Genomic DNA, 12,521 nt, shown 5'->3' with positions numbered 1-12,521 from the left:
CACCCTCGGTGCTTTCCAATCGCTCTTGTATTGGGCATAGTATGGCTGCGGGGCATCCGGGGGGAGTATGGGGCAAACGTCGCAAAAGGTTCAAATTGCGATTGTCGGCTCAGGCCCGGCAGGGCTGAGTGCGGCCGCTCATGCCGCTGCTCTGGGTATGAGCCATGTGCTGGTCGAGAAGACCGAACACCTCTCCGACACGATATTCAAATACCAGAAGGGCAAGCACGTGATGGCCACGCCCAGCAATCTGGTGCTGCGCAGCGATCTCGATTTCGACGCGGGCAAGCGCGAAGCCATTCTTGAACTGTGGGATCAACAGATTGCCGAGGGCAAGGTCAACGTCCTCTACAATGCGGAAGTCACTGCGATCACAGGTGAAACCGGCGCTTTCACACTCGAGATCAAGGGTCAGGAGCCAGTGCAGGCAGAGCGCGTCGTGCTCGCCATCGGCACGCAGGGCAATCCCAACCGCTTGCGCATTCCCGGCGCGGACCTGCCGCATATCCAGTACCAACTCGACGATCCCGGTGAGTATTTCGACGAGCATATCACTGTTGTCGGTTCGGGCGACGCAGGGATCGAAAACGCGCTTGGCCTGGCCGCCGATCCGGCGCAGGCCAATACGGTCACGATCCTCAATCGTCGCGACAGCTTTGCCCGCGCCAAGAGCGCCAATGTCAAACTGCTCGAGGAAGCGGAGGCCGATGGCCGCATCATTGTGCGCCGTGAAACCAGCCCCACCGAAGTGAGGCCCGGTGAACTGGTGCTCGACACGCGCGATGGCGAGGCGGTAATCCGCTGCGACCGAATCATCGCGCGCACCGGCTCCAAGCCGCCGCGCGATTTCGTGCAGGCCATCGGGGTCGATTTCACCAGCGAGGAACGCGACGCCTTCCCCGCGCTGACCCAGACGTTCGAAACCACCAAGAACGGGGTGCACGTGATCGGCGCGCTGGCAGGCTATCCGCTGATCAAGCACTGCATGAACCAGGGTTACGACGTGGTCGAATTCCTTTCCGGAAATACCGACCTCAAGCCCGCCGACCAGCCGATTCTCGAGGCGAAGTTTGCAGGGCTGCCGGGCCGCCGCTCGGTCGAGGAATGGCTCGACACTTTCGGCCGCAATGTGGTGATTTTCGAGGAACTCTCGCCGCTGCAATTGCGCGAATTGATGCTCGATTCCACTGTCCGGAATTTCGAGCCGGGCGACATCGTGTTTACCCGCAACGAGCCGGGTTCCTCGATGTTCGCCATCGCCGAAGGATCCGTGGTGGTCGAGGTCAATCCTGACGATCCCTCGATCACCGTCCCGATCGAGGAAGGCTCGATCTTCGGCGAGGTCGGGCTGATTTCGGGCCGCCGCCGCGGTGCCACGATACGTGCTGCAGAGCCGCTCGTTACCATAGAACTTTCGCGCACCGCTGCGCTCAAGCTGATCGCCACCGTCCCCAGCGCGGGACGCGCGGTCAACCGCATCAGCGTGGAGCGGCAATTCCTGCAGATGTTCGGCTCCGGCCTGACGCGCGAGGACGTGGCCGAAATCATCAAAGCGGGCGAAGTGCTTGATGTGCGCGCGGGCGAAGTGGTGGTCGAGGAAGGCGCCGACGACAAGGATATCTTCATCATCCGGCGCGGCTCAATGATCGTCGAAAAGAGCATCGGCGGGCACCCGGTGTTCCTCTCCTACTTGCCGGCAGGGTCCTATTTCGGGGAAATGGCGGTGATCGACGGTTCGACGCGCACGGCCACCGTCAAGGCCGCGATCAAGAGCGAAGTCGTGCGCTTTCCGGGCGATTTGTTCCTCCGCCTGCTAGATGCCAAGCCCGATTTGAAAGGGCGTGCGCTGGAGGACATGAAAGGGCGGCGCGAGGTCAATTCCTTCGTCGAGGCGCGCAAGGAAAGCTTTGGCAGCGCGGCCGACATGTATTCCGAAACCGCCGCATTCCTCGTTGACAACGGCATTGGCGAAGCAACCGATGTGTTGCTGATCGACGAGACATTGTGCGTCGGCTGCGACAATTGCGAGAAAGCCTGCGCCGACAGCCATGACGGCCTCTCACGCCTCGACCGGGAGGCGGGGCGCAGTTACGCGCATCTCCACGTGCCGACGTCATGCCGCCACTGCGAACATCCGCATTGCATGGCTGACTGCCCGCCCAACGCCATCAAGCGCGGCCCCGATGGCGAGGTGTTTATCGACGAGACCTGCATCGGCTGTGGCAATTGCCAGCGCAACTGCCCCTATGGCGTGATTCGCATGGACTCGGTGCCGCCGAAGAAGCCAGGCCTGCTGAGCTGGATGCTGTTCGGTGCAGGTCCGGGACCGGGCGAGGCGAGCTATGGCTGGCGCAAGAAGCACGCCGATCCCGAACGGCCCAAACAGGCCATCAAATGCGACATGTGCGCTGGCATCAAGGGCGGGCCAGCCTGCGTTCGCGCTTGCCCCACGGGTGCAGCGATCCGCGTGTCGCCCGACAAATTTCTTACCGTCACCAAACTCACCGAAGAGGTCGAGTGATGGCGAGTATGCCCGAGGATCGCCCCAAGACTCGCTTCGCAGCCGACGAAGTGCGCCGCGATTCAGACCATGTCAGTTTTCTTAGGCATCGTCGCTGGCGCTGGGCGAAAATCGCCACCGTGCTGAGTATCATCGCGATCACGAGCTACCTGCTGGTCGATGTCACCCCGCGCCACAATGGCGGCAGCTGGTATGGCTATACGCTGGGCACCATCGGCGCGCTGCTGATCGTGTGGCTCAGCCTTCTCGGCATCCGCAAGCGCAATATGAGCGAGGGTCGCTGGAGCCTGAAGGCGTGGACTTCCGCCCATGTCTACCTCGGGCTGGCATTGGTGGTTATTGCTACGCTGCACACCGGCTTCCAGCTTGGCTGGAACGTCCATACCCTGGCTTGGGCATTGATGCTTATCGTGGTGATTTCAGGTATTTACGGCATTTCGGTCTACGCCACGCTGCCCAAGGAAATCAGCAGCAACCGGCGGCAGATGACCAAGGGCGAGATGCTGGAGGCATTGGCCGCCATCGACCGCCAATTGCAAAGCGCCGCACAGCCGCTGGCGCGAGACGAAGCCGACCTGGTGATCGCTGCGCTCGAGCAGGACCCGTTCGATTTCGGCATCAGCGCGCGCTTGTCAGGCCGGTATCGCCGCTGCCGGACCATCGCCGCGCTGGCAGAGATGGAAGCATCGGCACCGCATGATGCGCCGCTCGAAAAAGTCGCATCGCTGCTGCGCAAACGCCGCGCCCAGCTCGAACAGATCCGCCGCCAGATGCGCCTGCGCGCCATGCTCGACATCTGGCTCTACGTGCATGTGCCCGTGACCATCGCGCTGCTCGCCGCGCTGACCGCGCATGTCATTTCCGTGTTCTACTACTGGTGACGGGGGCTGCGATGAAGATCCTGATCCGCAGCGTGGACGTTACCGCAAACGGGCGCGAAATCGTGCGCGAACGCGAGTTCGAGGCGGACCAACTAACCATCGGCCGGGCGAGTAGCAACGGCATTCATTTGCCCGATCTGGCGGTCGAGCAGCAGCATGTGATCATAACGCAGGGACTGCATGACACTCTGGAAGCGCGCGCCGCAGGTACGCTTGGTTTCAGCTATGACGGGGTCACCACCGATCATGCGGTGATCGACCCGGCGAAGGGCGGCGAGATCGGGCTGGGCGCTTATCGCCTGCAATTCACACTGGATGACGAAGGTCCTGTCATCATCCAGCGCAAGGAGGAAGCCGACCGCGACGAGGCTCGCGAACGGCTGGCGGGCTTTGGCCTGTCGGGCGCGCTTCCTGGCAAGCGGGTGATGGCGTGGGTGGGTCTGCTGGCGATCCTGATCGCCTTCCTGGCCGTGCCGATTTACACCCACATGACCCGCGCCGCAGCCAGCAGTTCCGATAGCGAGGGTCAAAGCGCGGTATTGATGGATGCCAGCTGGTCGACCGGCCCCCTGTCGAGCGTCCATCACGGGCTCGAAGACAGTTGCGAATCCTGCCATGTCGCGCCGTTCGTGGCGGTGCGCGATGAAACCTGCCTCACCTGCCATGAAGGGCTGGGCGACCATGCCGAACCGCGCCGACTTGCCACAGGCATGCCTGCATTCTCCGGCGGAGAGGCCCTGCTGTGGGACATTGCCCAGGCGTTCAACAAGCCGGGGCCGGGTGCCTGCACCGATTGCCATACCGAGCACGAAGGCGCGGGCCGGATGGAACCGACGTCCGAACAATTCTGCGCCGATTGCCACGATACGCTCGATGCGCGCCTAACCGATACCGCGCTTGGCAATGCGCGTGATTTCGGCACGCTCCACCCGCAATTCCAGGCGCTGGTCAGGCCCGCGCGTGGAGAGCGAGAAACCCGCGCGGAACTGTCGGCTGGCATGACCGATTTCAACGGCCTCAAATTCCCGCACGACATGCACCTTTCCACCACCAACGGCGTGGCGCGCATGGCGATGCGGCTGGGCGGCGAAGTGCTCGATTGTGCAAGTTGTCACACGCCCACCGCCGATGGCGTGCGCTTCCTGCCGGTCGACATGGAAACGAGTTGCGAGAGCTGTCACAGCCTTGTCTATGACCGGGTTGGCAGCACTTTCCGCTCGCTGAGTCACGGCGATCTCGATCAGGTGGAGGCCGATCTGCGCGCCGCCGACCGCGTACCGCGCCGCCCTGTGGCAACCGGTCGCCGCCGACCCGGCCAATTTGCCGAAGGCGGCATTTATTACGGCAATTTCAGCCGAGTCTCTGTACCGAGCCTGCGCAATGCGTTGTCCGATGGCGGAATGTGCGGCGAATGCCACTACCGCGACGCTTCCGCCACCGGCGCGCTTGCCGTGCATCCGGTAACGCAGCGAAGCCGGTACTTCCAGCATGGCTGGTTCGATCACGAAGCGCACACGCAGGAAACATGCGTCAGCTGCCACGCTGCCGATACCTCCGATGCGGCGAGCGACCTGCTGCTGCCCGGCCTTGAGAGCTGCCGCGATTGCCATCTGGGCGAGAGCGCGCTGGAAGCGGACGTTCCCTCCAGCTGCGCCATGTGCCATTCCTACCACCCGCGCGATGGAGCCGCCGCCGCTCCGCCGCAAATCGCGGCACGCAGGCGGGAGGATGGCGGATGAGCGGCGTGTCAGCCGAAGCGCCCGCGCAGGGGCGGACGAGAGGGGACACGCGATGCTGATCGCGCAAATGACCGACATCCATATCGGCTTCGAGCCCGACGCACGGCCGGAGGAACTCAATCGCCAGCGCTTCCGCGCAACGCTCGACCGCCTGCTTTCCCAGCCCAATACACCCGACATGCTGCTGCTGACGGGTGACATTACCGACCGCGGCGACCGTGAAAGCTTTGAAAAGACGGCTGAGCTGCTCGCCGCCTGCCCGTTTCCGGTGAAGGCGCTGGTCGGCAATCACGACACACGCGAGGAATTGCTGCTCGCTTTTCCCGATACCCAAACCGACGAGCATGGCTTTATCCAGTCGGCCTTCGTGCAGGACGGCCTGCTGGTGGTGCTGCTCGATACGTTCGAGCCGGGACGGCACGGCGGGGCATTCTGCGAAAAGCGGCGCGACTGGCTGGCAAGCGTGCTCGATGCCCATGCAGGCACGCCCGCGGTGATCTTCCTGCATCACCCGCCTGTGGTATCGGGCATCGCATGGATGGACCCGGACCCGTCCGAAGAATGGATCGCCAATCTCGCCGACGCGCTCGATGGCCGCGCCGATCAGGTGCTGGCAATCCACTGCGGACACCTCCACCGGCAACTGAGTGCTCGCTTCTGCGGCATTCCCCTATCGGTAACACCCTCAGTCGCGCCGCTGGTGTCGATGGACCTGCGCGCGATCAGCAGCGAGAAGCCGGACAGCCGTGCGCTTATCACCACCGAACCGCCCACCTACGCGCTGCACCGCTGGGACGGCACTACGCTGGCAAGCCATTACGAGAGGGTCGGTGACTGGGATGTGCTCGCCTATTTTGGCCCGCACCTGCAACCGATGATCCGCGAGATGGAGCGCGAAAAGGGGACGGGTTAGGCCCGCTCGCGTTCTGCTAGCCGCGCCGCCTTTCGCTCCATCAGTTTGGGCCTTGCAAAGCCCCACCACAGAGCGTTGAAAGCGACCGAAGTCCAGAAGACTTGTAGCGAATTGACAAACGGAATTTCAGGCCAGTCGATCCAGTCGGTGTAGAAGACCCAGCTGGTCATCATCCAGATGGTCAGGAAGACAGTGGTGCCGCGCGTGTGGCGAGCTTCGAAATCGAGAAACCTGTCGATCAGGCTGCGACCTCGCTCGCTCACTGTCCCGGCCTTCGTCGCCCTGCCACCGGACCTGCGCCCGGCTGCCATGCCTCCATGTCCGGCTCGTCCGAGACGCGCCACGGTATTCCGGCGCGGGTGAGGAAGAGGTTTTCCATTTCATCGCGGGTGAAGGGGCGTGAGCCAAGTCTTCCGAACACCGCCATCTGCCCGCCTGTCTCGTCCACCGCGCGGTCGCGGTCGAGGCCCTTGCTGAGCGAGATCGCGGGAGAAGGCGTGCGCGCCCATGCCACCAGTTCGGGCATCGGCGCAGGGCTGAAACCGTAGAAATTGCGCTGGCTCGCCGGGCTGGTGAGTTGCAGCACTTTCATCCCGTTCACCCCGTCCGCGACATAGGCGAACAGGCTGGCATTGGTGCTGGCTACGATCACGTCCTCGACATCGTTCATCGAGCCGCCCAGCGTTTCCATCCGGTATATGCTCGGCGCGAGCGGGCGAGTGACATCGACAATGCCGAGCCCTTCGTGCTTCGCCGCGACGTAAAGATAGGTGCGCGCGATATACATGCGCTGGGCATTGGCCATGGGCACTGTGCCTTCGGGCCGCGCGATCGGGTTGTGGAGCTGGGTCACATCGAACAGCTTCACACCCTCGGCATCAGTGACCCAGAGGTAGCGGAATTGCAGCGCCGTTGCTCGCGCATCGTGGAGCGGACGCACCGCGGCAAGCTGTGGACTGGCCGGATCGGCAAGGTCGACGACCACCAGCCCGACGTCGGCGGTGATATAGGCCACTGCGCCCGCCAGTGTGATATGCCGCGCGCCTGCCAGCACCCCATCAGGGTTCCACGCATCGCTGCCATCGCCATAAGTCAGGCGGCGCAGGCGGTTGTTGCGCAATTCGCCATCGGCCAGCGTATCGACATTGACCATGATCAGACCCTCAACCGCATCGGTCACGGCGGCGAAGGAGTAAATCGGCAGGAAGGCCTGCTCCTCGTTCATTTCGCGGATTTCGGCAGTGTTGCGCGTTGGCGCGATTGGCTGGTTGGTCGCCAGCGCCATGCAAGTCGCATTCTCGCTGCTCACATGCGTGTCATGCCCCAGCGGACTGAACGGCGCGGTGATGATCCGTTCGGAAAAGCCCTTGTTGGCAATGCTGGCGATATCGTAGACGCGGAATCCTCCGCTCCCCTCGGCCACGAACATATATTCGCCGCGCATCTGCAGGCAGCCGACGCGGTCGCGCGTGCCTTCATGGACATTGGCGAATTCTTCCAACGCGCGGGTTTCACCCGAGAGATCGCCGTCGAAAATATCCCCGCGCGCCCAGTTGATCAGTTCGCGGCCATTATCCTCGACATGCATCCGGTAGTAATCGGGATAGGCGTAGCGGTGGAGGTAGCTGCCGAGCACTGCCTGCGGTTCTTCCCACTCGGTCACGCGCACCGCCTCGAACCCGCCTTCCAGCCCGGTCCATGCATTCATCCCAACGAAATTGACGAAATTGGTGCCGAGCAGGAGCAGCTGCGACATGATCGCATTGTTGTCTTCCGCTTCGGACAGGTGGCAATCAGAGCACTGCTTGGTCTCGGTCAGCCGGACCGTATGCGGGAAATGCGGCGCGAAGGCCTGGCTGGAAAAGCCTGCCGCGCTGATCGGTGGCTGCTGCACATAGATGCGCTCGCGGTTGATATTGGTGCTGCTGAGCACCAGCGCGCTGGTCGAGCGGACCGGAGCGACCTGGTTGCCCTTGGTGGTCTGGTGGATACCCAGTTGGAACATCTGGTCACGCGCAACCTGCGGATTGTAGCTGGCGAAATTGCGCGTCGTTTCGCCCTCGTAGCGATGGTTTTCGGCCTGCCAGTTCGCCTCGATCGGCAGGTGGCAGCCACCGCAGCTTGTGGTCCACGAAAGGTGGCAGGTGAAGCACGCCATCTCCTCCTCGCCATGCGCGCGGTCTTCCAGCGCGACACCGGGGCCGAATTCGAAGCGGCCCGTTTCCGCCCCGTCCGCGCTCATCAGTTTCGAGCGCGCCGAGAGCGCGTTGAACGCGGGATGCGCCGGATCGACGCTGTCGCGCACGAGGCTGACTTCCCATTGCAGCGAAGGATCGACGATAGAGCGTTGCATCAGCGTGCGGCGGCCCGCATTATCCTCGACCCATTCGAAGCGGCGGCGACCATCCGGATTGCGCAGCAGGGTGAGATCATGCCCTTGTGGCGGCGCAGCGGGGCCGGACGTGCGCAGCGTGGGATAGGCATCGGCCGTGCCGTGGCAATCCTTGCAGCCGATCTCCACCGCATTGGCGACTTCGCCATAGATCAGCCCGTTGCCATGGCTGTCCTGCGCATAATGGCAATCGGCGCACTGCATCCCGTTCTCGGCATGGATACTCATCAAATGCACCGCTTCGCCGGGATTGGTGCCGGGCTGGACGAATTGCTCTTCCCCGTCGCGGCGGAAGCGTTGGCGCCAGCGATCCTCGTGACGCGCGGCTTCTTCGGGCGTGTCGCTTTCTTCGGGCGGGCGGATAACCTCGCCATCGGCATCAACCAGATTGCCTTCGCGGTCGCGCCGGAAAATGCCGCGGAAAGTCCATCCGTGGCCGTGATAATCGGCGAATTGCGTGTCCTCCAGCTCGGCATTGAGATCGTAGACATTGCGCAGGAAATCGAGATTGCCCCACAACCCGCGCGGCGCCGCGCCTTCGGGATTGCGGTCGAGCACTTCGCGCACCTGTTCGGCAGTGGGATAACGCTGGGTGAGGAAGAACTCCTCATATTCCTCATCGCTCATCCCCGCCGGGCGCGGGGTGCGGTTTTCAGGGCCAGGCCACATAAAGGGCGCGTCACTCTCGTAATCCCACATCGTGTAGCCGAGGTAGGAATTGAGGAAGATATTGGGCTGGTGCATGTGGCAATTCATGCATTGTGCTGTGGGAATGGCACGGGTGAAGACATGGCGTAGCGGATGGCCGCGCTCGCGATCGTCGGGCGGGTCGAGCGACAGCGCACCGCCTTCGCCATCGTGCGTATCACCGGGACCGATCAGGTCGCCATGACCGGGTTCTTCGCCGTGGTCGCTACCATGATCGCCATAGAGCCGGTTGGTCAGCGCGGCGATTGCCGGGTCGGACGTGACCGTTTGCCCGTCTCGGCCATATTGCGCGTAAACCAGCGAATGGCGCGGCTCGCGGTCGTTTGCATAGACCACATGGCACGATGCGCAGCCTGAGTGGCGATAGTCGCCCGGCTGGTCATTCGTGCCCATGAACCACGTGAAGGGGTCGTTGAGCCGCGTCTTGTGGATGTTGAGCACCGGGATCGCGACGCGCAGGCCGGTGCCGGGACCACGATTGGACTGGCGCAGATCGGGCCGCCCCGGTTCCTCCAGCCGCTGGATCTGGCCGGTCGGGTTGGGAATGCCGATTTCGGGGAATTGCGTGTTGATCGTGCGTCCGCCGCGCTCGAACACGCGGAAGATGTCGCCGGGCGGCACGACCTGCCATGTCGGCAGCGGATAAAGCGTGGCGAGCGCGCCGCGCGCGGCCTGTTCTTCGGTCACGGTGCCGTGCGGCTCACCCGGGCTTTGCACCTGCGCGGCCTCGCCCTCGCGGGTGTAAGCCTCGCCCAGCACGTAGTTTTTGTAGGGCAGGATACCGTTGTTATAGGACGCACCGCCCCACAACATCGCGCCCGATGCCATGAGCGAGCGTTCCGCCGCCTCGATCACCGGCATATGGCACGCCCCGCAGGCCTCACGCGCCACGCGGTAGTCGGACGGGTTCACGAAACGCACGAAGATCGGGTCCTCGCGGTTGAGCAGCGAATATGACCGTTCCGGATTGGCAGAGCTGGGATAATGCCAACTGCCCGGATAGGTCGGCAGAACGTGAGCAGCTTCGCGCGCGGTGACATACGCGACCGCGTCGAAGCCCAGTTCGGGGTTGCCGATTATTTCGGCATTCCCGCCGTGGCAATCGGTGCAGCCGAGCACCACCGCGTCCGACACATGCATGGTCGGCGCATCGGTCTGCACGTGGCACGAAACGCAGCCGGCGGATTTTGCGTCGGCCTGCAACTGCGTCTGGTTTTGCGGCGCGGGTGGTGCAATCACCCCGGCAGCTTCGTAGTCGCGGACGACAGCCGTCTCGCCTTCCTCAGCGAGCAGCGAGCCGGCGCCCAAGAGCGCCGCACAGCCCGCGAATAACGCGGTGACGAGAGTGGGAGGAGACAGCCGCCGCATCAGTAGCTCAAGGTCGCATTGGCGAGGACGGAATAATAGACATTGTCGCCCCCGCGATTGTCGAACAGGTCCTGGAAACCATCACCGGCTACAAGCGCGGCGGCTGACAGGCGCAGCACGATATTCTGGTTCGCGCGTGGTCGCCAGATGGCCGATGCCGACACATCGTAGCCGATGTCCTGCGGGATTGAGCCTTCGACGCGCAGCGTTTCCAGCACGGTGGTATCCTCGAACCACAGATGGTTGGCATTGGTCGATACGCGCAGTTCCGGCGTCAGGTCGAAATCGGCGCCCAAGCCGGTCAGGATAAGACCGGGATTGTTGAAATTGCTCTGCCCCTGCTCTTTCGAACTGCGCAGCGAGTTGAGCAGGCCGTTGCGGCCATTGAGACTGATCGCGCGTCCACCGCCGGCGAAAGGTATGGTCTGTCGCATCCAGTAGGAAGTGTCGGCCCCGGCAAAGATCGGGTTCTCGAATATCGCGTCATAACCCGCTTCGACATTGTTGAACGGGTCGGAATCGCCGCTGGCGAACAGGCCCGACAGGCGGAAGCGCGCCCAGTCGCGGTCGTAGCTCAGCTCTGCCGCACCAAAGAAGGCGCGGATATCGGCAGGCTGGCTGGTGAAGATCGAATTGCGATCCTCGCCAAAGGCTCCGTAGAGGCTGGCGGTGACATTGATCCGCCCGATCCGGCCATCGGCGTTGTACCCGACATAGACGACATCGTAATCGCGCCCGCGCAAATCGCCGAGCAGGGCAGGGCGCACGGGAAAACCGTTGTCGTCGATCTCCACATCGCCGCCCTCGCGGTTCATATTGTAGACGAGGGTAAGCTGGCTGGTCAGCGCGGGTATCAGGAAATCCTGGCGGTAGGCATTGGCGACGAACACGAAGTCGCTGCGCGGGGTCTGCACCACCGAATTGAGCCCTGAATTGGTGTCCTTCTCAAGCCGCCAGAACGCGCCCAGATTATACTGGAAGCGATTGTTATCGCGCGTGCCGAAGACGCGCAGGCCCAATTGGTTGTCTTGGAACAGGAACCCGCGAAAATCGGCCTGGAATGGCTGGATCCCGATACGGAAGCTGTCGAAGTCATACCGCTGCGAGGTGTTGCGGATATGATAGTCGAAAAAGGCTTCCTGCACGCCGAGAAAGTGGTCGGTCCTGTTGGACGCGCGGCTTGGTTCGACCAGCAGCACGCGCCTTTCGGGCACGTCCACATGATTGATGTTGTATGCCAGCGTCAGCCGGTATTCGACATCGGGCGGCTTGTAGGCGGTCGAGCCTTTGATCAGCGCCGCGCCCAGCAGAAAGGTCTGGCTGTAGACGGGCGAGAAATCATTTCCGAACACGTCGAGCCGGTCAGGGTCCTGCGTGGTCTGTACGCCGACGGGGATCGGGAACGTACGCGGTTCGATTACCGTGTCGCTGATCGCGTTGACAACGAAGAACCAGTCATTGCCCTCCAGCCCGAGAAAGCGCGGGGTCCAGCACTCGTCCGAGCCGTAGGGATAGGCGACCTGGTCGGGATCGTAGACGCGCCCTTCCTCTGCGGCGCGGGCGCGTTCCTCCTCTTCGGCCGCAGCGCGCAGGCCGGCGCGATGCTCGCGTTCGTCATCCGAATTGATGCAGATCGGGCGATCGCCCTTGTAGGTGTTCTGACGGTAGGGATCGAACGGATCTTCGGTCACCAGCCCAAGGTTTTGGATCAGCCGCCAGCGATCGGGGATCGGAATTGCGTCTGTCGGGAAAGCTTGCGGTGGCGGTGCGCGAACCGCGCCGGGATTATCCTGCGTGATCGGGTCGGGCAATTCACCGACATAGCCCGGACGGCGACGCCCCTCTATGATCTCCGGATCAACAGGCTCTGCCGGATCGACCTGTGTTCCCAGCCCGCCGTCGGGACGCTCCTGCGGTTGCGCTTCCTGCGGCTGCTCCTGCGCATCTTGCGGCGATGCCGCTTGCGAGATGAGGAGAAGAGCCAGCGTCGCGCTCATCG

At 63.1% G+C, this 12,521-nt stretch carries 7 protein-coding genes; 4 read left to right on the top strand and 3 right to left on the bottom strand.

Features of this window, described 5'->3' with window-relative positions:
* Positions 1-67 precede the first annotated feature (67 nt).
* Genes AAC850_RS04785 through AAC850_RS04770 form a run of 4 tightly spaced genes read left to right on the top strand, consistent with a single transcriptional unit; the run spans position 68 to position 6,054 of the window.
* Positions 68-2,521, top strand: coding sequence for a cyclic nucleotide-binding domain-containing protein (locus tag AAC850_RS04785; protein ID WP_340587482.1), 2,454 nt, complete (start codon positions 68-70; stop codon positions 2,519-2,521).
* A gap of 8 nt (positions 2,522-2,529) precedes the next feature.
* Entirely contained in the window at positions 2,530-3,402 is an 873-nt protein-coding gene (locus AAC850_RS04780) for a hypothetical protein (RefSeq protein ID WP_422723176.1), read from the top strand.
* Between the two features lie 11 nt (positions 3,403-3,413).
* Entirely contained in the window at positions 3,414-5,141 is a 1,728-nt protein-coding gene (locus AAC850_RS04775; protein ID WP_340587480.1) for a cytochrome c3 family protein, read from the top strand.
* Positions 5,142-5,193: 52 nt separating this feature from the next.
* Positions 5,194-6,054: a metallophosphoesterase gene (locus AAC850_RS04770; RefSeq protein ID WP_340587479.1), complete on the top strand. Its 861-nt coding sequence runs from the start codon at positions 5,194-5,196 to the stop codon at positions 6,052-6,054.
* Here AAC850_RS04770 and AAC850_RS04765 read toward each other — a convergent pair.
* The 3 genes from AAC850_RS04765 to AAC850_RS04755 are packed head-to-tail and all read right to left on the bottom strand — an operon-like array spanning position 6,051 to position 12,519.
* Entirely contained in the window at positions 6,051-6,317 is a 267-nt protein-coding gene (locus AAC850_RS04765) for a hypothetical protein (protein ID WP_340587478.1), read from the bottom strand. The genes AAC850_RS04770 and AAC850_RS04765 overlap by 4 nt on opposite strands.
* Complete coding sequence (locus AAC850_RS04760; protein WP_340587477.1) at positions 6,314-10,522, bottom strand: LVIVD repeat-containing protein; 4,209 nt, start codon at positions 10,520-10,522, stop codon at positions 6,314-6,316. The genes AAC850_RS04765 and AAC850_RS04760 overlap by 4 nt, the downstream gene beginning before the upstream one ends.
* On the bottom strand, positions 10,522-12,519 hold the full coding sequence (locus AAC850_RS04755) for a hypothetical protein (protein ID WP_340587476.1): 1,998 nt from the start codon (positions 12,517-12,519) through the stop codon (positions 10,522-10,524). The genes AAC850_RS04760 and AAC850_RS04755 overlap by 1 nt, the downstream gene beginning before the upstream one ends.
* Positions 12,520-12,521 lie beyond the last annotated feature (2 nt).

This window comes from Erythrobacter alti (assembly GCF_037996805.1).
Taxonomy (GTDB): Bacteria; Pseudomonadota; Alphaproteobacteria; order Sphingomonadales; family Sphingomonadaceae; genus Alteraurantiacibacter; species Alteraurantiacibacter alti.
This window is presented reverse-complemented; position numbering and strand designations above follow the sequence as displayed.

What these genes read in the sequence shown, in the direction of transcription:
- AAC850_RS04775 (WP_340587480.1), top strand. Translation starts at nt 3,414, where the DNA reads ATGAAGATCCTGATCCGCAGCGTGGACGTTACCGCAAACGGGCGCGAA.
- AAC850_RS04755 (WP_340587476.1), bottom strand. Translation starts at nt 12,519, where the DNA reads ATGAGCGCGACGCTGGCTCTTCTCCTCATCTCGCAAGCGGCATCGCCG.
- AAC850_RS04785 (WP_340587482.1), top strand. Translation starts at nt 68, where the DNA reads ATGGGGCAAACGTCGCAAAAGGTTCAAATTGCGATTGTCGGCTCAGGC.
- AAC850_RS04760 (WP_340587477.1), bottom strand. Translation starts at nt 10,522, where the DNA reads ATGCGGCGGCTGTCTCCTCCCACTCTCGTCACCGCGTTATTCGCGGGC.
- AAC850_RS04770 (WP_340587479.1), top strand. Translation starts at nt 5,194, where the DNA reads ATGCTGATCGCGCAAATGACCGACATCCATATCGGCTTCGAGCCCGAC.
- AAC850_RS04780 (WP_422723176.1), top strand. Translation starts at nt 2,530, where the DNA reads ATGCCCGAGGATCGCCCCAAGACTCGCTTCGCAGCCGACGAAGTGCGC.